Source organism: Burkholderia dolosa (genome assembly GCF_902499135.1).
Lineage (GTDB): Bacteria > Pseudomonadota > Gammaproteobacteria > Burkholderiales > Burkholderiaceae > Burkholderia > Burkholderia dolosa.
Genome location: NZ_CABVPR010000004.1, coordinates 92,608 through 115,277, shown reverse-complemented (window position 1 = coordinate 115,277; position 22,670 = coordinate 92,608). Strand labels below are relative to the sequence as shown.

At 67.1% G+C, this 22,670-nt stretch carries 26 protein-coding genes and 1 riboswitch; of the genes, 15 read left to right on the top strand and 11 right to left on the bottom strand.

The window, feature by feature from the left end; all coding sequences use genetic code 11:
• Nucleotides 1–15: 15 nt before the first annotated feature.
• The 6 genes from tolB to BUB20358_RS03480 form a co-directional block, all read right to left on the bottom strand.
• Nucleotides 16–1,314, bottom strand: a complete 1,299-nt coding sequence (gene tolB / locus BUB20358_RS03505; protein ID WP_006765077.1) for a Tol-Pal system beta propeller repeat protein TolB — start codon at nucleotides 1,312–1,314, stop codon at nucleotides 16–18.
• 108 nt (nucleotides 1,315–1,422) lie between these two features.
• The gene (tolA, locus tag BUB20358_RS03500) at nucleotides 1,423–2,469 is read right to left on the bottom strand and encodes a cell envelope integrity protein TolA (protein WP_035972983.1); all 1,047 of its coding nucleotides are present in this window, start codon (nucleotides 2,467–2,469) and stop codon (nucleotides 1,423–1,425) included.
• Nucleotides 2,466–2,915, bottom strand: a complete 450-nt coding sequence (gene tolR / locus BUB20358_RS03495) for a protein TolR (protein ID WP_006401570.1) — start codon at nucleotides 2,913–2,915, stop codon at nucleotides 2,466–2,468. The genes tolA and tolR overlap by 4 nt, the downstream gene beginning before the upstream one ends.
• A gap of 10 nt (nucleotides 2,916–2,925) precedes the next feature.
• On the bottom strand, nucleotides 2,926–3,603 hold the full coding sequence (tolQ, locus tag BUB20358_RS03490) for a protein TolQ (RefSeq protein WP_006401569.1): 678 nt from the start codon (nucleotides 3,601–3,603) through the stop codon (nucleotides 2,926–2,928).
• Nucleotides 3,604–3,732: 129 nt separating this feature from the next.
• Nucleotides 3,733–4,218, bottom strand: coding sequence for a tol-pal system-associated acyl-CoA thioesterase (gene ybgC / locus BUB20358_RS03485; RefSeq protein ID WP_006765074.1), 486 nt, complete (start codon nucleotides 4,216–4,218; stop codon nucleotides 3,733–3,735).
• A gap of 108 nt (nucleotides 4,219–4,326) precedes the next feature.
• Nucleotides 4,327–5,073: an SDR family NAD(P)-dependent oxidoreductase gene (locus BUB20358_RS03480; RefSeq protein WP_006765073.1), complete on the bottom strand. Its 747-nt coding sequence runs from the start codon at nucleotides 5,071–5,073 to the stop codon at nucleotides 4,327–4,329.
• Nucleotides 5,074–5,253: 180 nt separating this feature from the next.
• A riboswitch (ZMP/ZTP riboswitch) is annotated at nucleotides 5,254–5,354 on the top strand.
• 137 nt (nucleotides 5,355–5,491) lie between these two features.
• On the opposite strand from BUB20358_RS03480, the gene glyA reads away from it, so the two are divergent.
• The 7 genes from glyA (at nucleotide 5,492) to BUB20358_RS03445 (ending at nucleotide 10,280) form a co-directional block, all read left to right on the top strand.
• Complete coding sequence (glyA, locus tag BUB20358_RS03475) at nucleotides 5,492–6,739, top strand: serine hydroxymethyltransferase (RefSeq protein WP_035972982.1); 1,248 nt, start codon at nucleotides 5,492–5,494, stop codon at nucleotides 6,737–6,739.
• Between the two features lie 6 nt (nucleotides 6,740–6,745).
• Complete coding sequence (nrdR, locus tag BUB20358_RS03470; protein WP_006765071.1) at nucleotides 6,746–7,225, top strand: transcriptional regulator NrdR; 480 nt, start codon at nucleotides 6,746–6,748, stop codon at nucleotides 7,223–7,225.
• 153 nt (nucleotides 7,226–7,378) lie between these two features.
• On the top strand, nucleotides 7,379–7,942 hold the full coding sequence (locus tag BUB20358_RS03465; protein WP_035972980.1) for a GspH/FimT family pseudopilin: 564 nt from the start codon (nucleotides 7,379–7,381) through the stop codon (nucleotides 7,940–7,942).
• A 5-nt stretch (nucleotides 7,943–7,947) separates the two neighbouring features.
• Nucleotides 7,948–8,355, top strand: coding sequence for a type IV pilus modification PilV family protein (locus tag BUB20358_RS03460; RefSeq protein WP_035972978.1), 408 nt, complete (start codon nucleotides 7,948–7,950; stop codon nucleotides 8,353–8,355).
• Nucleotides 8,345–9,181, top strand: a complete 837-nt coding sequence (locus BUB20358_RS03455) for a PilW family protein (RefSeq protein WP_035972977.1) — start codon at nucleotides 8,345–8,347, stop codon at nucleotides 9,179–9,181. Before BUB20358_RS03460 ends, BUB20358_RS03455 begins: the two co-directional genes overlap by 11 nt.
• Before the next feature lie 194 nt (nucleotides 9,182–9,375).
• Nucleotides 9,376–9,834, top strand: a complete 459-nt coding sequence (locus tag BUB20358_RS03450) for a pilus assembly protein (protein ID WP_035973417.1) — start codon at nucleotides 9,376–9,378, stop codon at nucleotides 9,832–9,834.
• Entirely contained in the window at nucleotides 9,834–10,280 is a 447-nt protein-coding gene (locus BUB20358_RS03445; protein ID WP_006765067.1) for a type IV pilin protein, read from the top strand. Before BUB20358_RS03450 ends, BUB20358_RS03445 begins: the two co-directional genes overlap by 1 nt.
• 62 nt (nucleotides 10,281–10,342) lie before the next feature.
• Here BUB20358_RS03445 and BUB20358_RS03440 read toward each other — a convergent pair whose 3' ends face one another.
• From BUB20358_RS03440 to BUB20358_RS03430, 3 genes are all read right to left on the bottom strand, one after another.
• The gene (locus BUB20358_RS03440; RefSeq protein ID WP_006765066.1) at nucleotides 10,343–10,786 is read right to left on the bottom strand and encodes a DUF3318 domain-containing protein; all 444 of its coding nucleotides are present in this window, start codon (nucleotides 10,784–10,786) and stop codon (nucleotides 10,343–10,345) included.
• Nucleotides 10,787–10,829: 43 nt separating this feature from the next.
• Nucleotides 10,830–11,219 carry a phage holin family protein gene (locus tag BUB20358_RS03435; protein ID WP_006765065.1) on the bottom strand — a complete coding sequence of 130 codons (390 nt, stop codon included), beginning with the start codon at nucleotides 11,217–11,219 and terminating at the stop codon, nucleotides 10,830–10,832.
• A gap of 119 nt (nucleotides 11,220–11,338) precedes the next feature.
• Nucleotides 11,339–11,641, bottom strand: coding sequence for an ElaB/YgaM/YqjD family protein (locus tag BUB20358_RS03430; protein ID WP_035973416.1), 303 nt, complete (start codon nucleotides 11,639–11,641; stop codon nucleotides 11,339–11,341).
• A gap of 315 nt (nucleotides 11,642–11,956) precedes the next feature.
• On the opposite strand from BUB20358_RS03430, the gene BUB20358_RS03425 reads away from it, so the two are divergent.
• A complete protein-coding gene (locus BUB20358_RS03425; protein WP_006765063.1) occupies nucleotides 11,957–12,595 on the top strand; it encodes a peroxiredoxin in 639 nt (212 codons plus the stop codon).
• Nucleotides 12,596–12,706: 111 nt separating this feature from the next.
• Here BUB20358_RS03425 and BUB20358_RS03420 read toward each other — a convergent pair whose 3' ends face one another.
• A complete protein-coding gene (locus BUB20358_RS03420) occupies nucleotides 12,707–13,894 on the bottom strand; it encodes an acyl-CoA dehydrogenase (protein WP_006765062.1) in 1,188 nt (395 codons plus the stop codon).
• Between the two features lie 125 nt (nucleotides 13,895–14,019).
• On the opposite strand from BUB20358_RS03420, the gene BUB20358_RS03415 reads away from it, so the two are divergent.
• On the top strand, nucleotides 14,020–14,811 hold the full coding sequence (locus BUB20358_RS03415; RefSeq protein WP_006765061.1) for an IclR family transcriptional regulator: 792 nt from the start codon (nucleotides 14,020–14,022) through the stop codon (nucleotides 14,809–14,811).
• A 168-nt stretch (nucleotides 14,812–14,979) separates the two neighbouring features.
• Nucleotides 14,980–15,390 (top strand): GFA family protein, encoded by a 411-nt coding sequence (locus tag BUB20358_RS03410; protein ID WP_006765060.1) that lies wholly within the window; start codon nucleotides 14,980–14,982, stop codon nucleotides 15,388–15,390.
• Nucleotides 15,391–15,593: 203 nt separating this feature from the next.
• Here BUB20358_RS03410 and BUB20358_RS03405 read toward each other — a convergent pair whose 3' ends face one another.
• Nucleotides 15,594–16,397, bottom strand: coding sequence for an EAL domain-containing protein (locus tag BUB20358_RS03405; RefSeq protein ID WP_006765059.1), 804 nt, complete (start codon nucleotides 16,395–16,397; stop codon nucleotides 15,594–15,596).
• A gap of 327 nt (nucleotides 16,398–16,724) precedes the next feature.
• Here BUB20358_RS03405 and BUB20358_RS03400 point away from each other — a divergent pair, with 327 nt between their 5' ends.
• From BUB20358_RS03400 to fahA, 5 genes are read left to right on the top strand one after another with little or no spacing between them, the layout of a single operon-like run.
• Nucleotides 16,725–18,392 (top strand): FAD-dependent oxidoreductase, encoded by a 1,668-nt coding sequence (locus BUB20358_RS03400; protein WP_035972974.1) that lies wholly within the window; start codon nucleotides 16,725–16,727, stop codon nucleotides 18,390–18,392.
• A 33-nt stretch (nucleotides 18,393–18,425) separates the two neighbouring features.
• Nucleotides 18,426–18,656 carry a DUF2783 domain-containing protein gene (locus BUB20358_RS03395; RefSeq protein WP_006765057.1) on the top strand — a complete coding sequence of 77 codons (231 nt, stop codon included), beginning with the start codon at nucleotides 18,426–18,428 and terminating at the stop codon, nucleotides 18,654–18,656.
• The gene (locus BUB20358_RS03390) at nucleotides 18,653–20,008 is read left to right on the top strand and encodes an MFS transporter (RefSeq protein ID WP_006765056.1); all 1,356 of its coding nucleotides are present in this window, start codon (nucleotides 18,653–18,655) and stop codon (nucleotides 20,006–20,008) included. The genes BUB20358_RS03395 and BUB20358_RS03390 overlap by 4 nt, the downstream gene beginning before the upstream one ends.
• Nucleotides 20,009–20,028: 20 nt before the next feature.
• Complete coding sequence (gene hmgA, locus BUB20358_RS03385; RefSeq protein WP_006765055.1) at nucleotides 20,029–21,363, top strand: homogentisate 1,2-dioxygenase; 1,335 nt, start codon at nucleotides 20,029–20,031, stop codon at nucleotides 21,361–21,363.
• Complete coding sequence (gene fahA, locus BUB20358_RS03380) at nucleotides 21,360–22,670, top strand: fumarylacetoacetase (RefSeq protein WP_035972973.1); 1,311 nt, start codon at nucleotides 21,360–21,362, stop codon at nucleotides 22,668–22,670. The genes hmgA and fahA overlap by 4 nt, the downstream gene beginning before the upstream one ends.

Genomic DNA, 22,670 nt, shown 5'->3' with positions numbered 1-22,670 from the left:
TTACTCTCCTTGTGGTCATTGCATGAAGGGCCCCCACGACGGCTCGCGAACGGAGCCGCCCTGGACGGACAGAATCTGCGGCGGCGCACTGCCGTCGGAAGGCACGGCGGCCAGCACGTTGCGGCCACCCGACTGCGTAGCGTACAGAATGTATTGGCCGTTTGCCGCGAAGCTCGGCGATTCGTCGTGATTCGTATTGGTGATCGCGTTCGCCGCGCCGGTTTGCAGATCCTGAACGTACAGCTTGAAGCCCCCGCCCGTGCGGGAGATGTAAGCGAGCAGCTTGCCGTCCGGGCTCACGCGCGGACTGGTGTTGTAGCTGCCGGTGAAGGTCACGCGCTGCGCCGCGCCCGCGCTTTCGCCTTGCGCGGGCATCCGATAGATTTGCGGCGCGCCGCCGCGGTCGCTCGTGAAGTAGATCCAGCGGCCGTCCGGCGAGTAGAACGGCTCGGTGTCGATCGAGTTGCTCTGCGTGAGCCGGCGCAGCCCGCCGCCGTTCGCATTGACCGAATAGATTTGCGTGTTGCCCGTCAGCGACAGCGCGACCGCGAGCGTGTTGCCGTCCGGCGACCACGCCGGCGCACTGTTGTTGCCCTTCTGGTCCGAGACCATGTAGCGGCGGCCCGTCGGCAGATCGTGGATGTAGACGATCGGCTTCTTGCGCTCGAACGACACGTACGCGACCTTCGTTCCGCTCGGCGACCACGCCGGCGAGATGATCGGCTCGGTGCTCGACAGCGCGATGCGCGCGTTCTGGCCGTCGGAATCGGAGATCTGCAGCTGATAGCGGTTGCCGGTCTTGATCACGTACGACAGGCGCGTCGCGAACACGCCACGTACGCCGAGCAGCTTCTGGTAGATGTAGTCCGCGATCTTGTGGCCGGCCGTGCGCAGCGTGTTGTCGTTCGCCGTCAGCGACAGCCCGCCGAGGCTTTGCTGCTTCACGGTGTCGTACAGGATGAAGTTGACCTTGTACTGGCCGTTCGCCTCGCGATTCACGCTGCCGGCGACGAACGCGTTCGCGCCTTTCGCCTTCCACGCGCCGAGATCGACCGACGCGGTCTCGGGCACCGGCGTGCTGCCTGCGTCGATGTTGGTGAACTTGCCGCTGCGCGCGAGGTCGGCGCGCACGATCGACGTGATCTGCTGCGGCAGGCCGGCTTCGTTCGCGAAATTCGCGGTGGCGATGGGGAACTGGGTCGAACCGACGCCGGTGATCAGCACGTTGACCTGCGCGTTAGCGGCGCCGCCGCTTGCGGCGATCAGACACGAGGCCACGAGTGCCCTGAAACCTAGCTTCGTCATCAAACTCATGCTTGTTGCTTCCCGTATGACTTGAATCGCTGCGCAACCGCAGAGACTGTAAAAATACCCGATTCGTTCCCGTCCGACAGTGACGCGCGGAGTGTAAGCGCATTTCGCTCACTCCGCTGCCTTGAAGGTAATCGTAATGTCCGACGGAGTGCGACCGTTAGAATCGGGCGGCAACGGGACCGATGCCTGGATCGCGTTGACCACGGCTTGATCCCACCCCGAATTTCCGCTCGAACGGCGGATCGATACGCTGAGCACGTCGCCCGTCGGCGTGCAGCGGATCGCGACGACGGTCGTCAGCCCGGCGCGCTCGCCACCCCAGACGATATTCGGCTTCACGCGGCGGCGCACCTTGTCCGGATAGCCGGGTGACGCGGCATTGCCGCCGGCGCCCGTGCCGGTGCCGCTCTTTGCCAGGCCTTCGCCGCCACCTTCGCCGGCTCCGGCCTGACCGAGCATCTGCGCGAGGCGCGCGTTACGTTCCCGGTCGAGCTTGGCCTTTGCCGCCGCGTCCGCTTTTGCGCGTGCGGCCGCTTCGGCCTTGGCCTTCGCCTGGACCTCGGCTTTCGCCTTCGCGGCTGCGTCGGCCTTCGCCTTGGCCGCCTGCTGAGCCTCGAGCTGCGCCTGCTTCTGCTGCTGGAGCTTCTGTTCTTCGCGCTTCTGCTGCTCGGCGAGCTGCTGTTGCTTGAGCTTGTCGGCCTGCTTCTGCTTTTCGCGCTCGGCGGCCTTCTGAGCGGCGAGGGCGGCCGCCTGCTGGGCCGCGAGCTGCGCACGCCGGGCTTCCTCTTCCTGCTGCGCCTTCAGTTGCTGCGCGCGCCGCTGCTGTTCGAGCAGCGCTTCGCGCGCGGCCGCTTCCTGCTGGCGCTTTTTCTGCTGCAGCGCGATGTCCGCCTGCTCGTCGCGAACCGGCGGGGCAGGCGGCGCGACGCGCGCGGGCGGCGTGACGACCGGGCGCGGCGCCGCGACGTCGGGCACTTCGGTCCAAAGCTCCGCCTCGGCACCGGCCGGCGTACTGTTCTGCCACTGCACGCCGTGATAGAGGAACAGCGCGAGCAGCACGTGCATCAGCGCGGCGAGCGCAAATGCGCGCCACGTGCCGCGTTCGCGAGGCGGCCGGGGCGGATAGGCGGTGCTGCGCGGGGATTGCCGGTTCATTGCGATTTGACGAGGAGGCCGACGCGCTTGACGCCGCGCGCTTTCAGGTCGGACATCACGGTCATGACTGCATCGTACTGCACGGTCTTGTCGGCCGCGATCACGACCGGCTGGTCGGGATGGTCGGCCTGCCGGGCCGAGATGAAGCTGTCGAGCTCGGCCTTCGTCATCGTGTCTTCCTGCGTCGCGCCCGAGTCGCCCTTGTACTTGACGCTCATCGTGCGGTCGGCCTTGATGTTGACGACGACAGGCGGCGTCTGCTCCTGCGGTGCGGCGTTGCCGACGGTCGGCAGGTTGATGATCGACGGCGCGACGAGCGGCGCCGTCACCATGAAGATCACGAGCAGCACCAGCATCACGTCGATGTACGGCACGACGTTGATGTCGGCCATCGCGCGCCGCGAGCGGCCGCCGCGCATGCTGGATCGGATGGGGGTTCCTGCCATGGCGCGCTCCTTACTGGGCCTGACGCTGCAGGATGTTCGAGAATTCCTCGATGAAGGTCTCGAAGCGGATCGCGAGGCGATCGATGTCGTGCGCGTAGCGGTTGTACGCGACCACGGCCGGAATCGCGGCGAACAGGCCGATCGCGGTGGCGACGAGCGCCTCGGCAATGCCCGGGGCGACGTTGGCGAGCGTGGCCTGCTGCACGTTCGCGAGCCCGCGGAACGAGTTCATGATCCCCCACACCGTGCCGAACAGACCGATATACGGGCTCACCGAGCCGACCGATGCGAGGAACGCGAGGTTCGATTCGAGTACGTCCATCTCGCGCTGGAACGACGCGCGCATCGCGCGCCGTGCGCCGTCGAGCACGAGGCCCGGATCGCTGAGACGCTTTTCCTTCGCCTTCAGGAACTCGCGCATCCCCGATTCGAAAATCCGCTCGAGTGCGCCGATCGTGTGGCGGTTGTTGGCCGCGCTCTGGTAAAGCGCCTGCAGATCGCCGCCCGACCAGAAATCCCGCTCAAAGCGCTCGGTCTGGGCGCGCGCGCGGCGGATCGCGAACCACTTGCGGAAGATGAAGGTCCACGACATCAGCGACAGCAACAGCAGCAGCCCCATCACCGCCTGGGCCAGCACGCTCGCGTTGAGAACGAGGGAAATGATCGACAGGTCTTGAGAAGTATTCATAGAGGTTTGAGTAACGTCCCTTCGGGGCGCCGGCATGCGTGTGGCGCGGTGCGCCGGTGCTGCCTGGCGCTGAACCTTGCTTAGTATCGATTCAGGAAGGCAAGTTCATGGGCTTCGTCTAAACGGTGCTCACGCGAGCTTCGTTGACAACACGGCACGCGCAGCGTCGCCGGCAGGCCCGCGTTGCAGCGCGTCCAGCACGGCCGGCGGGATCGCCGCGGGCCGGATGCCGGTCCGGTCGACGCAGCCGATGCGGATATGGCCGGCGACGAGCAGCGTGTCGCCCCGCCACGCTTCCTGCAAGAACTCCACCGATGCGCGGCCGATGCGTACGGGCCGGCTCGTGATCGTCAGCGTATCGTCGAGTCGCGCCGGCGCGCGGTAGTCGACGGACGTGCTGCGGACGATGAAGATCGTGCCTGTGTCGTCGGCGAGCCGACGCTGGTCGACCCCGCACGCGCGAAGCCACTCGGTCCGGGCGCGCTCGAAGAATTTCAGGTAGTTCGCGTAGAAGACGATGCCGCCTGCATCGGTATCCTCGTAGTACACGCGAACCGGCCACGTAAAGCCGGCGGGCGCTTCCGGGGAGCGGGTAGGCTGAGTCATGGCGCGCATTCTACCGGAAGGCCGGAGCCGGGTTCGTAACCGATTCGTAACGGAATGTAGTACGCGAACGCATGCCGCCGGCCTGCGCGACGCGGGCCGGCGGCTGCGCCGGGCGCGTCAGCCGCGATGGACCGCGAGGCCTGCCGGCGCCTGCGCGACCGGCATCATCTCGATCGTGTTGATGTTGACGTGCGCGGGCCGCGTCGCGATCCAGTAGATCGTGTCGGCGATGTCCTCGGGCGTGAGCGGCTGGACGTTCTGGTACACGTTCGCGGCCTTCGCGTCGTCGCCGCGGTAGCGGACGTTCGAGAATTCGGTGCCGCCGCACAGGCCCGGCTCGATGTCGGTGACGCGCAGCGGCGTGCCGATCAGGTCGGCGCGCAGGTTCAGACTGAATTGTCTGACGAACGCTTTGGTTGCGCCGTAGACGTTTCCGCCCGGGTACGGATAGGTGCCGGCCACCGAACCGAGATTGAAGATATGGCCGCGGCCGCGCGCGATCATCCCGGGCAGCAACGTGTGCGTGACGGTTACGAGGCCCGAGCAGTTCGTATCGATCATGGTCTGCCACTCGTCCAGGCTCGCCTTGTGCGCCGGCTCGACGCCGAGCGCGAGCCCGGCGTTGTTGACGAGCACGTCGAGCGCCGCAAACTCGGCAGGCAGCGAGGCAGGCACGGCCTCCACGGCCGCGCGGTCGCGCACGTCGAGTTCGAGCGGCAGCAGCGCGTCGCCGAGCTCGGCCGCGAGTGCGTCGAGACGATCCTTGCGACGCGCGGTCGCGACGACGCGGTGGCCGCCCTTCACGAATACACGGGCGATGGCGGCGCCGAAGCCGGCGGACGCGCCTGTGACGAACACGATCATTGCTGCTCCTGGTCGGTAACAAAGTGGCGGATAGTATCCCGCAAGCCTACTGAGATTGCCGCACCGCGGCAAGGTCGCGGAACGCCTCGGCGCGGGCGCGTACAATCCGGCCCTGATTATCGCCGCGCGGCGGCCGCGCGGTTGCCTATTCATGACGCATCCAATAAACTAACGCGCTCATCACCCCTGCGTGACTGGCGATAGAACCCTTCGGGTTCAAGGTGGAGCATCCCACCGTGAAGCGCAGGGCGCCGTTTTTGCCGTTCGCCTGGGCAGCCGTTGTGCGCCGTCGCGTGCATTGCCGGTGGCTGTCCTGCCTCGCGTCACACGGATTCTTCCGCCACGTCGAGCTGGTTCCGCCAGCAGCGCAATGTACTCGGCCACTCCGGTCAACCTGTACACACTTAACGGAAACCGTATGTTTGACAGAGCCCAAAGCACCATCGCGAACGTCGATCCCGAAGTCTTTGCAGCGATCGAGCAGGAAAACCGCCGCCAGGAAGATCACATCGAGCTGATCGCATCGGAAAACTACACGAGCCCGGCCGTGATGGCTGCCCAGGGCTCGCAACTCACGAACAAGTACGCGGAAGGCTATCCGGGCAAGCGCTACTACGGCGGCTGCGAATACGTCGACGTCGTCGAGCAACTGGCGATCGACCGCGTGAAGCAGTTGTTCGGCGCGGAAAGCGCGAACGTGCAGCCGAACTCCGGTTCGCAGGCGAACCAGGGCGTGTTCTTCGCGATGCTCAAGCCCGGCGACACGATCATGGGCATGAGCCTCGCGCACGGCGGCCACCTCACGCACGGCTCGCCGGTGAACATGTCGGGCAAGTGGTTCAACGTGGTCAGCTACGGGCTGAACGACAACGAAGACATCGACTACGAAGCGGCCGAGAAGCTCGCGCAGGAACACAAGCCGAAGCTGATCGTCGCGGGCGCTTCGGCGTTTTCGCTGAAGATCGACTTCGAGCGTCTTGCGAAGATCGCGAAGTCGGTCGGCGCGTACCTGATGGTCGACATGGCGCACTACGCGGGCCTGATCGCGGCTGGCGTGTATCCGAACCCGGTGCCGCACGCCGACTTCGTCACGACGACGACGCACAAGAGCCTGCGCGGCCCGCGCGGCGGCGTGATCCTGATGAAGGCCGAGTACGAGAAGCCGATCAATTCGGCGATCTTCCCGGGCATCCAGGGCGGCCCGCTGATGCACGTGATCGCGGCGAAGGCCGTCGCGTTCAAGGAAGCGCTGTCGCCCGAATTCAAGGCATATCAGCAGAAGGTGGTCGAGAACGCGCGCGTGCTGGCCGAGACGCTGGTCAAGCGCGGGCTGCGGATCGTGTCGGGCCGCACGGAAAGCCACGTGATGCTGGTCGACCTGCGCGCGAAGAACATCACCGGCAAGGCAGCGGAAGCCGCACTGGGCGCCGCGCACATCACGGTGAACAAGAACGCGATTCCGAACGACCCGGAAAAGCCGTTCGTGACGAGCGGTATCCGTCTCGGCTCGCCGGCGATGACGACGCGCGGCTTCGGCCCTGCCGAAGCGGAGCAGGTCGGCAACCTGATCGCCGACGTGCTCGAGAATCCGGAAGATGCGGCGACGCTCGAGCGCGTGCGCGCGCAAGTGGCCGAGCTGACCAAGCGCTTCCCGGTCTATCGTTGATCGGCCATGCGCTGCCCGTTCTGCCGGCACGACGACACGCAGGTCGTTGACTCGCGTGTGTCCGAAGATGGCGCCGCGATTCGCCGGCGCCGTCGCTGCTCGGCTTGCGACAAGCGTTTCACGACGTACGAGCGGGTCGAGCTGGCCCTGCCGTCCGTCGTGAAGAAGGACGGCAGCCGCACCGAATTCGACCGTCGCAAGATAGTCGCCAGCATGCAACTCGCGCTGCGCAAGCGGCCGGTTGCAGCGGACGCGATCGACGCGGCGGTCGCCCGCATCGAATATCAACTGCTTGCAACCGGCGAGCGCGAAGTGCGAAGCGACAAGCTCGGCGAACTCGTGATGAACGAGTTGCGCGGCCTCGATACGATCGCTTATGTGCGCTTCGCATCGGTGTATCGGCAGTTCGAGGATGTATCCGAATTCGCCGACGTGATCGAAGAGTTCCGTCGCGCGTCGCCGTCCAAACCTCCCCGCAAGCGCTGACGTACAGCGTCCGTTCATTGCCTTCTCCGTCGATCCAGTTCGCGCCGATTGTGTCGGGCGCGGCCGCATGTCGCCAGTCGGCCGTTCGGCTAATGGTGCGTGACGGCTCGCGTCGCTACAGTCGTCCCGTTATGTTGGCGGAGGACGTTTGCGATGACATTGCATTGGTTCGCTCTGAAGAACGTGGCGCGACGCGCCGGCGGGTTCACGCTCGTCGAACTGATGGTCGCCATTGCGCTGGCGGCCGGACTTGCGTTGTACGCGGCGCCCGTGTTCGATCGGTGGCGGATGCGCGAGCGTGTGGACGCGCGCTCGCACGCGTTGCTCGGTGCGTTGGCGTTTGCGCGTACCGAAGCGACGCGTCTGGGCACGCGCGTCACGATGTGCCGCGCCGGCAACGATGGCGCATGCGTGCGTGCCGGTGAGCGTTGCGATGCGGGCGAATGGTCGTGCGGATGGATCGTCGTCGGGCACGTGGACGGGCAGTCGCGCGTTCTGCGGCGATATCCGCGCGATGCCGAGATTGCCGTCGCCGGCGCGCCGCACGATCTGGCATTTTCGCCGCCGGCCGGGCAGGCGATCGGCGGAATCCGGCGCTTCGAACTGCGTCCGCGGCGGCAGGTGCCCGGTACCGACGAAGCGCGCATGTCGCGCTGCGTGAGAATTGCGGCGAGCGGTCGCGCACGCGTGGCTGCCGGTCGTTGCGACACGGCGTAACGGCAATGCGCAAGTCGATACGCGGCACATCGTTACTGGAGGCGACGCTGGCCGTCGCGCTCCTCGCGACCGTCATGCTCGCGGTTGCCGGCAGCCAGCTGACGATGGCGCGCACGCAGCGCGCGACCGTCTGGCGTGAACGTGCGTTGTGGCTCGCCGATGCGCGTATCGAGCGTCTGCGCGTTGCCGCCGGCGCCGACGACGCGCTCGCGGGCGTGGCCGCTGCATCGTTGCCCGGCGGCGTGATCGCTGTCGAGGACGGAGCAGGTGGAATGCGATACGTGGTTGTCCGATGGCGTGACGACGACGGCGCGATTCCACCGCGATGCGAAGGCGCGCGGAGGTCGACGAAGCCGCCGTCATGCGTGCGCATTCCTTTTCGCGGTCTGCGGGAGGTCTCCGATGCACGTTGACCGTCGTGCGCTGCGCGCTCATACGCTGCTCGAAGTACTGATCGCAATGGCGATCGGTTTCCTCGTGCTGACGGCAGCCGGCGCGCTGTACCACGCACAGCGCGTCGCGCAGCGGCGAGCGGAAGACGGATTCCGCATGCGCGATGCAGCAGGCACCGCATTGATGTTGATCGGCCAGCAGCTTCAGATGGCGGGGTTTCGGCCGCTCGATGTCGCGGGATCGTCGCCGCTGCCGCCGGTGTTCGGCTGTACGGCGGCGCGTGTACGCGACGATGGCGCGCACGCGCGCTGCGAGCCGGCCGCTGCGGCGTCGGACGCGCTGCTGATCCGATATGTCGGCGACGCAGTGTCGACGTGGCCGACCGTAAGCGGCCAGGTATCGGACTGTCTCGGACAGGGCGTCGGCGCACCCGGCGAGCGGCCGCTCGTCGAAAACCGCTTCGATGCACATGTCAGTCCGTCGACCGGCGAGCCGGAACTGTACTGCGAAGGAAACGGCCGCCGCGGCACGCCGCAACCCGTTGTGTCGGGAATCGATCAACTGCGCGTGCGTTATCTGCATCGTCGCGGCGCTCAGTTTGTCGGTGCCGCCGCACTGCCCGCCGACGGCTGGCGCGACGTCGTTGCCGTGCACGTCTGCGTGCGAGCACGGGGCGAGCCGACGCGCGATCGCGGACGCCACATCGACTGCGACGGCCGTGTCGTCGCGATGGCGGACGGCCGCGCGCGTCTGGTATTGCATCGTGTCGTCGCGCTGAGGAATGCGGCGATCGCGTCGGACCAAATCGCGGGCGGCGCCGCACGCACACGTGGGGTGCCACGATGATCGAGAAAGTACGGCGTACGTCGAACCGAATCGCGCGACGCACTGCGGGCCGCATGATGGTCGGTCTACTCGCACACTTCGGACGCGTCGGACGCACGCGAGTTATTTCAATGACCCGCCGCGACGAGCGTCCGCGCCACCGATCGTCCGGTCGCGATCGGCGTCGTGACGCGGGCTTTGCGTTGCCGGCCGTGATTGCGGTCGGTGCAGCCGTCGCGGCATTGACCGGCACGTGGTTCGAATCCGCATTGACTGAATCGCGCCGCACGCGCGCGTGGTCCGATCAGTTGATTGCGTTCCATGCCGCCGATGCCGCGCTTGCCGCGTGCACAGCCCGCTTGCTCGCCGGCTCGGCGCCATATCGGAGCGAGGCCGACACCGCGGGCGAGCCCGATGCGTGGCGACGCACACCGACGCTGGCAACGGCCGAAGCGTTCGAGCCGTTTGCTCAATGGCCGATGGCCGCACAGCCGCCGCGCTGCCTGATCGAGGCGTGGCGCGGGGCCGGTCCCGCGGACAGCCGAGCTTATGTCGTCACCGCGCGTGGCGTCGGCGCTCGTGCATCGAGTGCCGTGTGGCTGCAAAGCCAGATCGCGGTACGCGACGCCCGCATCGTCGCGCAACGCTGGCGTCGCATCGCGGCGGCGCACTGATGAGAAGGCACGTACTTATGCGCGATACGCCAGGATTTACGTTGCTCGAATTGATGATCGTGCTGGCGATCGTTGCCGTGCTGGCAGGATGGGGAATCCCGTCGTATCGCGAGCATGTCGCGCGCGCCCATCGTGCGTCGGCGGTTGCGGCGCTATACAAGGCCGCTCACTATCTGGAGGCGCTGGACGGTGTGCCGCCTGCTGCGTTACCGGACGCGCTTGCGCAGGCACCGCCGGACGGGCAACCGATCTACCAGGTGCGCTTGCGGCGTCAGCCCGACGACGGTCTGTCGATCGCGTACGAACTGGAAGCGCGTCCGCTCGACGCAGGTCCGATGCGCGACGACACGTGCGGCACATTCACACTGCGATCGGATGGAACGAAAGGCAATGCACGACGGGACGGTACGGATGAAGAAGAACCGGCATGCTGGGGCGTGCGCTAATCGCCAGGCGGGAAGGACACGCCACGCGGCATGACACGCGACGCGTTCGTCGTCGGCGCGTATCAGCCGCCGCGCGCGTCGGCGCTGCGCTCGTCGCGCGCCTGTTTCCAGATCCGGTAGACCTCCCACACGGCGAAGCCGAGCGTCCCCCACTTCAGCGCGGGCCCAGTGCTCGCGCGCAGCAATGAGCGGACCGGTTTCGCCAGCACGAGCGACGCGAGCGAGCTGAGCATTGGATACTGGTTCACGAGGTGGCCGAGGCTCGCATTCAGGTTCTTCGCCGACTGGCCGAACCTGCCGCCGGAGAGCCCCGGAATGAAGACCTTCAGCCAGCTGAAGCGCGTGACGGCGTCGCGCATGTCGGCCGCGGCTTCCGCAAACTCGAGCCGCTCGACCTCCGATCGAAGGATCAGCAATTCCTTGCGCAGCGCGCGTTGTTGCGATGCACTCCAGTTCGATCGCGGCGAATGGGACGGATGTGAATTGCGCGTGGCGTTCTGGCTCATGGCACGTCGGCGAAGTTGATGGCAGGAACGAACGCGGTTGCGTTCACGACTTGCCGCGGAACAGTTCGCGGTCTTTCTCGAGTTCGGTCAGCGTCGCGGCGAACACGGTCGGCGCGTCGCGCAGCCCCGCGCGTGCCTTCAACCCGCACAGGATGCCGCCGATCGCGTACAGCGCGGTGATCCCCGCGAGCGATTGCCAGCGATAGGTGTCCCAGAAAGCGATCGCGATCAATACGGTCAGGCTGATCAGCGCCATCGTCGCGAGCATCATCGCGGCCAGCCCGAGGAACAGCACGCCCATCAGGCGTTCCTTCTCCTCGGCCAGCTCGATGCCTACGAGTTCGAGGCGCGTTTGCAGAAGTCCGATCGCCGAGCCGACGAGGCGGCGCAGCGGCCCGTGGCCGGAAGGCTGCGTATTGGTGTCTGTCGTCATGGATAAGGCGCTTGCGCGTGCAGTGAGCGGCTAGGGCAAGCCGGCCGGCGGCGAACCGCCGGCCGGCTGCGGCCACCCGCGGGGATTCGACTCCGCGGGGACGAACGACGCAGGCTGCGTTACTTCCGGTTGATCAGCAGACCGATCAGCACGCCGACACCGGCTGCGATGCCGATCGACGTCCACGGATGCTCGTGCACGTAATCGTCGGTTGCACGCGCGGCCTTCTTGCCTTTTTCGACCACCACGACCTGGACGTCGGCAGCCTTTTCCCTTGCCTGCTTCAGCCGCGACATGGCCTTCTCGCGCAGCTCGGCAGCACGGTCGCCCGTGGTGCTCGCGGCTTGCTTGAGCAGATCCTCGGCGTCCGCGAGAACGGTTTTGATATCCGACATCAGTTTCTCCTTGTTGATTTCCGACATTGCAACTCCCTTCGTGCTGTCATGCTGCAGGTTCACATCGTAGCGAAACGCCTGCCTGCTGGCGAGCCGGGAAGACGCACGGCGGCCGCGCCAGATCGCATGGTAAACGACTCGTAATCATCAACAGAGCAGCAAACGCCGCGAAAAGTTTCCTTTGCGCATCGCCTGCCGGCCGACCCCGGGTAAAAATGACAAAAAAGCATGAATATCAAACGTAATAATCGTTCGCATGTCCCACGGCTTCCCGTAAGCTGACGGACTGTCCCGCGCCGACCACGCGCGGTTTCAACTTGCATCGATCGAGGAGGGAACACCATGAGTCTGCGTCTTGGCGACATCGCACCGGATTTCGAGCAGGAATCGAGCCTGGGCCGCATCAAGTTTCACGAGTGGCTCGGCGACAGCTGGGGCGTTCTGTTTTCCCATCCGGCCGACTACACGCCGGTGTGCACGACCGAGCTCGGGCTGACCGCGAAGCTGAAGGGCGAGTTCGAGAAACGCAACGTCAAGGTAATCGCGCTGTCGGTCGACAGCGTCGACTCGCACAAAGGCTGGATCAACGACATCAACGAAACGCAGCAGACGGTCGTCGGCTTCCCGATCATCGCCGATGCGGACCGCAAGGTCTCGCAGCTGTACGACATGATCCATCCGAACGCGAACGAAACGCTGACGGTGCGCTCGCTGTTCGTGATCGATCCGAACAAGAAGGTGCGGCTGATCATCACGTACCCGGCGAGCACCGGGCGCAACTTCGACGAAGTGCTGCGCGTGATCGATTCGCTGCAGCTCACCGACAATTACAAGGTCGCGACGCCCGGCAACTGGAAGGACGGCGACGACGTCGTGATCGTGCCGTCGCTGCAGGATCCGGAAGAGCTGAAGAAACGTTTCCCGAAGGGCTTCAATGCGGTGCGTCCGTATCTGCGTCTGACGCCGCAGCCGAACAAGTGACACGCGCGCATCGCGATCGCGAGCGCCGATGACGACGGGCCGCCCGGCGAGCATGCCGCGCGGCCCGTGTCTTTTTTGCGCGCGGCGTGCAAACGCCGCGCGTTCGAACGATCAGAAGAAAGCCTGGATGCCGGTCTGCGCACGGCCGAGGATCAGCGCGTGGATGTCGTGCGTACCTTCATACGTATTGACGACCTCGAGATTCACGAGGTGGCGCGCGACGCCGAATTCGTCCGAGATGCCGTTGCCGCCGAGCATGTCGCGCGCGAGCCGCGCGATGTCGAGCGCCTTGCCGCACGAATTGCGCTTCATGATCGACGTGACCTCGACGGCGGCCGTACCTTCGTCCTTCATCCGCCCGAGGCGCAGCACGCCTTGCAGGCCGAGCGTGATTTCGGTCTGCATGTCGGCGAGCTTCTTCTGGATCAGCTGGTTTGCCGCGAGCGGCCGGCCGAATTGCTTGCGGTCCAGCACGTACTGGCGCGCGGTGTGCCAGCACGACTCGGCCGCGCCGAGCGCGCCCCAGGCGATTCCGTAGCGTGCGGAATTCAGACACGTGAACGGGCCGCGCAGACCGTTCACGTTCGGCATCAGGTTCTCTTCGGGGACGAACACGTCGTCGAGGACGATCTCGCCGGTGATCGACGCGCGCAGCCCGACCTTGCCGTGGATCGCGGGCGCCGACAGACCCTTCCAGCCCTTTTCGAGGATGAAGCCGCGGATCGTATCGTTGCCGTCGTCGTTCAGCTTCGCCCATACGACGAACACATCGGCGATCGGCGAGTTCGTGATCCACATCTTCGCGCCGGACAGCGAATAGCCGCCCGGCACTTTCTTCGCGCGCGTGACCATGCTGCCCGGATCGGAGCCGTGATTCGGCTCGGTCAGCCCGAAGCAGCCGATCCATTCGCCGCTCGCGAGCTTCGGCAGATATTTCTGCTTTTGCGCGTCCGAGCCGAATTCGTGGATCGGCACCATCACGAGCGACGATTGCACGGACATCATCGACCGGTAGCCGGAATCGACGCGTTCGACTTCGCGCGCGATCAGGCCGTAGCTCACGTAATTGAGGCCGGGGCCGCCGTATTCGTCGGGAATCGTCGGGCCGAGCAGGCCGACTTCGCCCATCTCGCGGAAGATTTCGATGTCGGTGCGCTCGTGACGAAACGCGTCGGTTACGCGCGGCGCGAGCTTGTCCTGCGCATACGCGCGTGCGGCGTCGCGCACCATCCGCTCGTCCTCGGTCAATTGCTGATCGAGCAGCAGCGGATCGTCCCAATGAAAAGTTGCAGCGCTCATCGTGTCATCTCCTGTCGGCGCGGCTTCGCGTTCGCGACTCGTCCGACGCCATGTCTCGGGTCCACTTGACTGAAGTTCCGCTATGCGGAACAATGTTTTGCAAATTGACCTGAGTGTAGCACCGGATGACGCTTTCAACCATCGACGACGCGGCGATCGACGAGCGCAAGTTCGTCGTCGCGCTCGCGCGCGGGCTCGACCTGCTGCGCGCGTTCCGGCCCGGCGAAACGATGCTCGGCAATCGCGACTTCGTCGAGCGCACCGGGCTGCCGAAGGCGACGGTGAACCGGCTCGCGTACACGCTCACCGTGCTCGGCTACCTGCGCTACGACGACACGCTCGGCAAGTACGCGCTCGATGCCGGCGTGCTGTCGCTCGGCTACGCGCTGCTCGCGGGCTCGAGCACGATCGACGTCGCGCGTCCTCACATGCGGGCGCTCGCGCGCGAGATCGGCGCGGCGGTGTCGCTCGGCTGCCGCGACGGCCTCGACATGATCTATCTGGAGACGATCCGCAGCGAGACCGCGCTCACGCTCGGGCTCGCGCCCGGCTCGCGGCTGTCGATGCTGACGAGCTCGATGGGACGCGCGTACCTGGCCGTTCAGCCCGACGACGCGCGGCGCGCGCTGTACGCGGAATTGCATCGGGCGGCCGGCGCCGGGGCGGACGCGGATGCGCTGGTCGCCGCTGCGCAGCAGGCGGTGGCCGAGTTCGCGTCAGGCGGTTGCTGCTATTCGTTTCGCGCGTGGCATGCCGACGTGAACGCGGCGGCCGTGCCGTTTCGCGAGCCGCGCGAGGGGCGCTGGCTGATCCTGAGCTGCAGCGGCCCCGCATCGTCGATGGACGAGGACGTATTCCGCACGCACGTCGGCCCGAAGCTGAAGGCGCTCGCGCAGCGGCTCGGGCAGACGGCTTGACGCGGCCTGCCGCACGCGCGATCGGCTGGGCGACATGAAAGGCGCGTGCCCGCCGTTCGCCGCCGCGCCGGTTCGAACGGCATCGCGCTGCATCGCCGATGCCGGTTGCGCGCGCCGCGCGTCGCGCTCATCATCGTCGCCAGCTTCCCGACGACGGCGAGGTTTGCGATGTCAAACACGGAAACGATGGACGGCGGTTGCGCGTGCGGCGCGATTCGCTATCGGATCGCGGTCGTCCCGACCGATGCCGGCTTCTGTCATTGCCGGCTCTGCCAGCGCACGACCGGTGCGGCGGTCGTCGCGTCGGCGTCGGTGCCGATCGATGCGTTCGAGTATCTGCAGGGCGAGCCGACCGTCTATGCGTCGAGCGCGTGGGGCGAGCGGCGCTTCTGCGGCCGCTGCGGCGCGCAGCTCGAGTATCGGCGGGCCGACGCGCCCAAAACGGTGGAAATCAATTCGGCGACGCTCGACGATCCTTCGCGGCTGCGTCCGGCGTGGCACGTCTGGTATGCGGACCGGTTTCCGGGCATCGAAATCGCCGACGATCTGCCGAAGTACCGCGACGGCGGCCCGGCGTGAATGCGGCGTCGCCGCCTGCGTCCGATGACGATCGAGCGCGGGTCGCAGCGCGTGCCGCGTACCGCACATAAACCGATACGACGATCGCGGGCAAGCGGCGGCGCGCGCAGCCGAGCTGCGGCGTTCGGATCCGCGACATTCACGACATCCGGTCGTCGGTCAGGCGATCCGCTCGCTCGCCGCCGACGTCGAACGCCCGCCGCTCAGACCGTCATCACCTTCGCGAACACCGGCCCCTGCATGAACCGCACGTCGTGCTGGCGCAGCAGCTCGCACTGCGTCTCGTCCACGACGCCGTCGAAGATCAGCGGAATCCGCACGCGCTGCGCGTAAGCGACGAGCGCCTTCACCATCCCGCCGCGCAACGCGATGCCCGCATCGATCTTGATGTAGTCGGGCCGCGCCATCTCGGACTCGACCGCGAGGATGCGTCCCGGGTCGGGCAGCTTGTCCGCGACGCGGAAGCCGTAGTGCTGATAGCTGCGCGTCAGATAGCCGAGAAACGTCTTGTGCGCGACCGCGACGGCCGGCAGCTCGATCACGATGCGCTCCGTCGGCAGCCCGAAGCGCTGCAGCACCGACGAGAAATGCTTGCCGTGGTCGTATTTCACGCTCTTGAGCAGCCGTTCGTGCACGCGCAGAAACAGCAGCCCGTGACGCTGCGCGCCGAAGAAGTTGATCGCATGCAGCGCGCGCGACAGGCGATCGATCGCGACGAGCGTCTGATCGTCGACCGCCGAGTCGACCGGGTCGTGCGGATCGCCGGTCACGACCGTGACGGCCTGAAAGCCGAGTTCGTCGCCGTAGCGCTCGATCGCGTCGGCGAACGACGTCGATTGCGGCGCGCCGGGCATCGTCACGTCGTAGATCGGCTCGTACGTGCTGCCGAGCGTGCGCTGCGGCAGGTTCGCGCACGCGGTCCCGCCTTCGGCGAGCGCGAGGTGATCCCGCAGATACGGCAGCTGCCCCGCACGGGCGACCAGCTCGGGAATGGTGGGCGGAATCATCGGCGTATCAAGGAAAAACGGCGGCCGAACGGGCCGCCTCGTATCCCGATATTAGCAGTGCGCGCGGCGCTCGGCTCGGCGTTTCGCTCATATCGTTATCCCGTCCCCGAACCGATGCCTAGGGTTTACGTTGATTTCACTATACGTAATTGGTTTTACTATTCGTAAATCCGAAAGTTGTCGTGGATCAGGAAACGGCAGCCGGCGTCGGCAGCGGCGCCGGCCGAACAACAGGAGCAAGGAGCGAGACGTGGCGGTGGACAGGAAATGGATCGACGAGGGCAGGCCGGCGCGCCGCCCCGCAGCAGCGACGAGCGGACGGCGGCCATGAGCATCGATTACCAGACGCTGAAATTCGCGTACCGGCCGCGTGCCGAGCGTGCGACCGCCGACGACGCGGCCGTCCATCCGGTGATCGTCGTCGGCGCGGGCCCGGTCGGACTGACCGCCGCGATCGACCTGGCGCAGCGGCGCGTGCCGGTCGTGCTGCTGGACGACGACGACACGCTGTCGACCGGCTCCCGCGCGATCTGCTTCGCGAAGCGCACGCTCGAGATCTTCGACCGGCTCGGCTGCGGGCAGCGCTTCGTCGACAAGGGCGTCAGCTGGAACGTCGGCAAGGTATTCCTGCAGGACGAGCAGCTGTACGCATTCGATCTGCTGCCCGAGCAAGGGCATGCGCGCCCCGCGTTCATCAACCTGCAGCAGTACTACGTCGAAGGCTATCTGACCGACCGCGCGCTCGAGTTGCCGAACCTCGACATCCGCTGGAAGCACAAGGTCACGGGCATCGAGCAGACCGCCGAGCACGCGATGCTGACGGTCGAGACGCCGGAAGGCATCGACACGCTGCGCGCGCAGTACGTGATCGCGGCCGACGGCGCGCGCAGTCCGATGCGCACGATGATGGGCCTCGAAAGCCGCGGCCGCACGTTCAAGGATCGCTTCCTGATCGCCGACGTGAAGATGAAGGCCGATTTCCCGACCGAGCGCTGGTTCTGGTTCGATCCGCCGTTTCACCGCAACCAGTCGGTGCTGCTGCACCGGCAGCCGGACAACGTGTGGCGCATCGACTTCCAGCTCGGCTGGGATGCCGATCCGGTCGCCGAAAAACAACCGGAGCGCGTGATCCCGCGCGTGCGTGCGCTGCTCGGGCCGGATGTCGAGTTCGAGCTCGAATGGGTGAGCATCTACACGTTCCGCTGCCAGCGGATGGACACGTTCCGCCACGGCCGCGTGCTGTTCGCGGGTGATTCCGCGCACGGCGTGTCGCCGTTCGGCGCGCGCGGCGCGAACAGCGGCGTGCAGGACGCCGACAACCTCGGATGGAAGCTGAAGCTCGTGCTCGACGGTCACGCGTCCGATCGCCTGCTCGACACGTATGCGAGCGAACGCGAGTTCGCGGCCGACGAGAACATCCGCAACTCGACGCGCTCGACCGACTTCATCACGCCGAAGAGCGTGGTGTCGCGCGTGTTCCGCGACGCGGCGCTGAAGCTCGCGCGCGACTGCGAATTCGCACGCAAGCTCGTGAACAGCGGGCGTCTGTCGGTGCCGGCCGTCCTCGCCGATTCGCCGCTCAATACGCCCGATCGCCGCGGCGACACGTTCGCGGGCGCGATGCGGCCCGGTGCGCCGGCTGCCGACGCGCCGGTGCGCGCGCAGCGCGAGGCAAGCTGGCTGCTCCGGCGTCTGCACGGCGGCTTCACCGGCATGCTGTTCGGCTTGCCCGGCGATGCGGACGCGCTCGCGCAGGCGCTCGACGGGCTCGCGCTGCCGGTGCGGCCGGTGCTCGTGGTGCCGGCCGGGCACGGCCGGCCGGCGGCGGGCGTCGACGTCGTCGAGGATATCGACGGCCTCGCCGCGCAGCGCTACGACGCGCAGCCCGGCACGTTCTACCTGCTGCGTCCCGACCAGCACGTATGCGCGCGGATGCGCGCGCTCGACCGTCAGGCAATCGCCAACGCACTGGCGCGCGCGAGCTGCGCGCGCTGAACGCCGAATACCAACGATACGGAGACACCCGTCATGCCGCCTCTCGACACCCGCCCGCGTCTGGCCGACCCGGACGCGTTCTACGAAGCGCTGATCGACATGCATCGCGATCTGTCCGACAGCGACAGCCAGCTCGTCAACGCGAAGCTGATCCTGCTGCTCGCGAACCACATCGGCGACGCCGACGTACTGCGCGAAGCGATGGCGCTCGCGCGCGACGGCGTCGCGCCGCACGCGCATCCGGCCGCGGAGGCCGTGCAATGAGCGCGGCGCCGGCGAATGCTCGCGTGGTCGAAGTCGAGCGCGTGATCGACGAGACCCACCGTCCCGGCTTTCACTGGATGCTGCTCGCGCTGTGCGGGCTGTGCCTCGTGATCGACGGCTTCGACGCGCAGGCGATGGGCTACGTCGCGCCGAGCGTGATCGCCGAATGGGGCGTGCCGAAGCAGGCACTCGGGCCGGTGTTCAGCGCGAGCCTGTTCGGGATGCTGCTCGGCGCGCTCGCGCTGTCGGTGCTGGCCGACCGGATCGGACGGCGCCCGGTGCTGATCGGCGCGACGCTGTTCTTCGCGGTGACGATGCTCGCGACGCCGTTCGTGCAGACGATTCCGGTGCTGATGGCGCTGCGCTTCGTCACGGGGCTCGGCCTCGGCTGCATCATGCCGAACGCGATGGCGCTGGTCGGCGAGTTCAGTCCGGGCGCGCATCGCGTGAAGCGGATGATGATCGTGTCGTGCGGCTTCACGCTGGGCGCGGCGATCGGCGGCTTCATCAGCGCCGCGCTGATTCCGGCGCTCGGCTGGCGCTCGGTATTCTTCGTCGGCGGCGCGGTGCCGCTCGTGCTGACGATCGCGATGGTCGCGCGGCTGCCGGAGTCGCTGCAGTTTCTCGTGCTGAAAGGGCGCGACGCGCAGGCGCGCGACTGGCTCGCGCGCTTCGCGCCGCACGCGGGCGTCGACGCGAATACGCGGCTCGCGGTGCGCGAGCGTGCGGATGGCGGTGCGCCGGTCGCCGAGCTGTTCCGCCACGGCCGGCTGCCGGTCACGCTGCTGCTATGGTCGATCAGCTTCATGAACCTGATCGATCTGTATTTCCTGTCGAACTGGCTGCCGACCGTGATGCGCGACGCCGGTCATTCGCCGGGCGCGGCCGTGATCGTCGGCACGGTGCTGCAGACCGGCGGCGTGATCGGCACGCTGTCGCTCGGCTGGTTCATCGAGCGCTACGGCTTCGTGCGCGTGCTGTTCGCTTGCTTCGCGTGCGCGGCCGTGTCGGTCGGGCTGATCGGCTCGGTCGCGCATGCGCTGCCGTGGCTGCTGCTCGTCGTGTTCGCGGGCGGATTCTGCGTGGTCGGCGGACAGCCGGCCGTCAATGCGCTCGCGGGCCAGTATTACCCGACGTCGCTGCGCTCGACCGGCATCGGCTGGAGCCTCGGCATCGGCCGGATCGGCTCGGTGATCGGCCCGCTCGTCGGCGGGCAGCTGATCGCGCTCAACTGGACCCACGGCGAGCTGTTCCACGCGGCCGCCGTGCCCGTGCTGTGCTCGGCGCTGTTCGTGCTCGCGCTCGCGGGCGTGACGCGGCGCAGCGGCGCGCAGGCGCCGCACGCCGCCTGAATTGATGGAGAAAGGAAACGATGACGCTTGACCTGTCGAAACCGGCGAGTGCCGGCTACATGAGCGGTTTCGCGAACGAATTCGCGACCGAGGCGCTGCCCGGCGCGCTGCCGCACGGCCGCAATTCGCCGCAGCGCGCGCCGTACGGGCTCTATGCGGAGCAGCTGTCGGGCACTGCGTTCACCGCGCCGCGCGGCCACAACCGCCGCTCGTGGCTGTACCGCATCCGGCCGGCCGCCGTGCACCGGCCGTTCGAGCCGTTCGCGGGCCCGCAGCGGCTCGTCGCGGAGTTCGGCGACTCGGCCGACGTACCGCCGACGCCGCCGAACCAGCTGCGCTGGAATCCGCTGCCGATGCCGACGGAGCCGACCGATTTCGTCGAAGGCCTCGTCACGATGGCCGGCAACGGGTCGGCGGCCGCGATGAGCGGCTGCGCGATTCATCTGTACGCGGCGAACCGGTCGATGCAGGACCGCTTCTTCTACAGCGCGGACGGCGAAATGCTGATCGTCCCGCAGCATGGGCGGCTGTTCATCGCGACGGAATTCGGCCGGCTCGACGTCGCGCCGTTCGAGATCGCGGTGATTCCGCGCGGCATGCGCTTTTGCGTCGCGCTGCCCGACGGCGACGCACGCGGCTACATCTGCGAGAACTTCGGCGCGCTGCTGCGGCTCCCCGATCTCGGCCCGATCGGCTCGAACGGGCTCGCGAACCCGCGCGATTTCCTGACGCCGCAGGCCGCGTACGAAGACCGCGAAGGCGCGTTCGAGCTCGTCGCGAAGCTCAACGGCCGGCTGTGGCGTGCGGACATCGGCCATTCGCCGCTCGACGTCGTCGCATGGCACGGCAACTATGCACCGTACAAATACGATCTGCGCCTGTTCAACACGATCGGCTCGATCAGCTACGACCATCCCGATCCGTCGATCTTCCTCGTGCTGCATTCGCAGACCGACACGCCGGGCGTCGACGCGATCGACTTCGTGATCTTCCCGCCGCGCTGGCTCGCGGCCGAGGACACGTTCCGCCCGCCGTGGTTCCACCGCAACGTCGCGAGCGAATTCATGGGGCTCGTGCACGGCGCATATGACGCGAAGGCGGAAGGCTTCGTGCCGGGCGGCGCGAGCCTGCACAACTGCATGTCGGGCCACGGCCCCGACGCGGACACGTTCGAGAAGGCGTCGGCCAGCGATACGACGAAGCCGCACAAGGTCGACAACACGATGGCGTTCATGTTCGAAACCCGCACGCTGATCCGGCCGACGCGTCATGCGCTCGACACCGCACAGCTGCAGGCGAACTACTTCGAATGCTGGCAACGCATCAAGAAACACTTCAACCCGGAGCAACGATGAGCGATACCCACGACTGGCGCGCGACGCTCGACCCGGCCCGCAAGAGCTGGGTCGATACCGCGAACGACCCGGCCGGCGATTTCCCGATCCAGAACCTGCCGTTCGGCATCTTCAGCGACGCGAAGCACGCGGCGCGCCGCGCCGGCGTCGCGCTCGGCGATCGGATCGTCGATCTCGCGGCGCTCGCGCGTGCGGGGCTCGTCACGCTGCCGGCCGGCGCCGACGCGGGCGTGTTCGCCGCGCCGACGTTGAACGCGTTCATCGCGCTCGGCCGCGACGCGTGGCGCAGCGTACGCGTGCAGCTGTCGGCGCTGTTCGCGCGCGACAACGCGCGGCTGCGCGACGACGCGGCGCTGCGCGCGCAGGTGCTCGTCGCGCAGCGCGACGCGACGCTGCATCTGCCGGTCGACATCCCCGGCTATACCGATTTCTATTCGTCGAAGGAGCATGCGACCAACGTCGGCTCGATGTTCCGCGATCCGAAGAACGCGCTGCTGCCGAACTGGTCGGAAATGCCGATCGGCTACAACGGCCGCGCGTCGTCGGTGGTCGTGAGCGGCACGCCGGTGCGGCGCCCGAACGGTCAGCTGAAGCTGCCCGATCGCGAGCGGCCGGTGTTCGGCGCCTGCCGCAAGCTCGACATCGAACTCGAGACCGGCTTCATCGTCGGCAAGGGCAACGCGCTCGGCGAGCCGATCGCGTGCGAGGACGCCGAAGCGCACATCTTCGGAATGGTGCTGCTGAACGACTGGAGCGCGCGCGACATCCAGCAGTGGGAATATGTGCCGCTCGGCCCGTTCAACGCGAAGACGTTCGCGACGACGATCTCGCCGTGGATCGTCACGCTCGATGCGCTCGAGCCGTTCCGCACCGCGCAGCCCGAGCAGACGCCGCAGCCGCTCGCGTATCTGCAGCACGCGGGCAAGCATGCGTTCGACATCGCGCTCGAAGTGACGCTGCGTCCGGACGGCGCCGAGCACGCGACGACGATCTGCCGCACCAACTTCAAGCACATGTACTGGACGATGGCGCAGCAGCTCGCGCATCACACGGTCGCAGGCTGCAATACGCGCGTCGGCGATCTGATGGGCTCGGGCACGATCAGCGGCCCGACCAAGGATTCGTTCGGCAGCCTGCTGGAGCTCACGTGGAACGGCAAGGAGCCGATCGCGCTGGACGGCGGCGGCACGCGCACGTTCATCGAGGATGGCGACGAGCTCACGCTCGCGGGCTGGTGCGAGGGCGACGGCTATCGGATCGGGTTCGGCACGTGCGTCGGCAAGATCCTGCCGGCAAGAAGCGCGTAA

Coding starts and splice junctions, on each gene's coding strand:
- tolB (WP_006765077.1), bottom strand. CDS start 1,314: ATGAGTTTGATGACGAAGCTAGGTTTCAGGGCACTCGTGGCCTCGTGT.
- tolA (WP_035972983.1), bottom strand. CDS start 2,469: ATGAACCGGCAATCCCCGCGCAGCACCGCCTATCCGCCCCGGCCGCCT.
- tolR (WP_006401570.1), bottom strand. CDS start 2,915: ATGGCAGGAACCCCCATCCGATCCAGCATGCGCGGCGGCCGCTCGCGG.
- tolQ (WP_006401569.1), bottom strand. CDS start 3,603: ATGAATACTTCTCAAGACCTGTCGATCATTTCCCTCGTTCTCAACGCG.
- ybgC (WP_006765074.1), bottom strand. CDS start 4,218: ATGCGCGCCATGACTCAGCCTACCCGCTCCCCGGAAGCGCCCGCCGGC.
- BUB20358_RS03480 (WP_006765073.1), bottom strand. CDS start 5,073: ATGATCGTGTTCGTCACAGGCGCGTCCGCCGGCTTCGGCGCCGCCATC.
- glyA (WP_035972982.1), top strand. CDS start 5,492: ATGTTTGACAGAGCCCAAAGCACCATCGCGAACGTCGATCCCGAAGTC.
- nrdR (WP_006765071.1), top strand. CDS start 6,746: ATGCGCTGCCCGTTCTGCCGGCACGACGACACGCAGGTCGTTGACTCG.
- BUB20358_RS03465 (WP_035972980.1), top strand. CDS start 7,379: ATGACATTGCATTGGTTCGCTCTGAAGAACGTGGCGCGACGCGCCGGC.
- BUB20358_RS03460 (WP_035972978.1), top strand. CDS start 7,948: ATGCGCAAGTCGATACGCGGCACATCGTTACTGGAGGCGACGCTGGCC.
- BUB20358_RS03455 (WP_035972977.1), top strand. CDS start 8,345: ATGCACGTTGACCGTCGTGCGCTGCGCGCTCATACGCTGCTCGAAGTA.
- BUB20358_RS03445 (WP_006765067.1), top strand. CDS start 9,834: ATGAGAAGGCACGTACTTATGCGCGATACGCCAGGATTTACGTTGCTC.
- BUB20358_RS03440 (WP_006765066.1), bottom strand. CDS start 10,786: ATGAGCCAGAACGCCACGCGCAATTCACATCCGTCCCATTCGCCGCGA.
- BUB20358_RS03435 (WP_006765065.1), bottom strand. CDS start 11,219: ATGACGACAGACACCAATACGCAGCCTTCCGGCCACGGGCCGCTGCGC.
- BUB20358_RS03430 (WP_035973416.1), bottom strand. CDS start 11,641: ATGTCGGAAATCAACAAGGAGAAACTGATGTCGGATATCAAAACCGTT.
- BUB20358_RS03425 (WP_006765063.1), top strand. CDS start 11,957: ATGAGTCTGCGTCTTGGCGACATCGCACCGGATTTCGAGCAGGAATCG.
- BUB20358_RS03420 (WP_006765062.1), bottom strand. CDS start 13,894: ATGAGCGCTGCAACTTTTCATTGGGACGATCCGCTGCTGCTCGATCAG.
- BUB20358_RS03415 (WP_006765061.1), top strand. CDS start 14,020: ATGACGCTTTCAACCATCGACGACGCGGCGATCGACGAGCGCAAGTTC.
- BUB20358_RS03410 (WP_006765060.1), top strand. CDS start 14,980: ATGTCAAACACGGAAACGATGGACGGCGGTTGCGCGTGCGGCGCGATT.
- BUB20358_RS03405 (WP_006765059.1), bottom strand. CDS start 16,397: ATGATTCCGCCCACCATTCCCGAGCTGGTCGCCCGTGCGGGGCAGCTG.
- BUB20358_RS03400 (WP_035972974.1), top strand. CDS start 16,725: ATGAGCATCGATTACCAGACGCTGAAATTCGCGTACCGGCCGCGTGCC.
- BUB20358_RS03395 (WP_006765057.1), top strand. CDS start 18,426: ATGCCGCCTCTCGACACCCGCCCGCGTCTGGCCGACCCGGACGCGTTC.
- BUB20358_RS03390 (WP_006765056.1), top strand. CDS start 18,653: ATGAGCGCGGCGCCGGCGAATGCTCGCGTGGTCGAAGTCGAGCGCGTG.
- hmgA (WP_006765055.1), top strand. CDS start 20,029: ATGACGCTTGACCTGTCGAAACCGGCGAGTGCCGGCTACATGAGCGGT.
- fahA (WP_035972973.1), top strand. CDS start 21,360: ATGAGCGATACCCACGACTGGCGCGCGACGCTCGACCCGGCCCGCAAG.